Source organism: Mesorhizobium sp. M2E.F.Ca.ET.209.01.1.1 (assembly GCF_004010375.2).
Classification (GTDB): domain Bacteria; phylum Pseudomonadota; class Alphaproteobacteria; order Rhizobiales; family Rhizobiaceae; genus Mesorhizobium.
On the sequence record NZ_SADP02000288.1, the window covers coordinates 1 to 371 of the forward strand.

Here is a 371-nt window from a genome sequence, read left to right on the forward strand (position 1 = left end):
TGCAACTCGAGACCACCGAGGGGGTGCTGCTCGAGCACAACGACACGATTACCTCCGTCATCGCAACCCTGCGTGATTCCGGCGTCCGCATCGTTCTAGACGACTTCGGCACCGGCTATTCGTCGCTGAGCTATCTGCGCCGTCAGTCGATCGACAAGCTGAAGATCGACCGCTCCTTCGTGCGCCTTCTCGACGAGGACGAAAGTGCCCGCGCGATCGTCAAGTCGCTGATCGAGTTGGCGCTGGCGCTAAGGGTGGAAGTGACCGCCGAAGGCGTCGAGACCGATGGACAGAAGGCCCTGCTGGTCGGCATGGGCTGCCGTCAATTGCAGGGCTATCTGCTGTCGCCGCCGCTGGAACCCGGCCAGTTG

Annotated in this window: 1 protein-coding gene; it reads left to right on the plus strand. The window is 62.5% G+C overall.

From position 1 onward, the window contains the following. Positions 1-371, plus strand: a 371-nt coding sequence (locus tag EN852_RS35705; protein ID WP_135879670.1) for an EAL domain-containing protein, incomplete at both ends; no start/stop codon positions are given.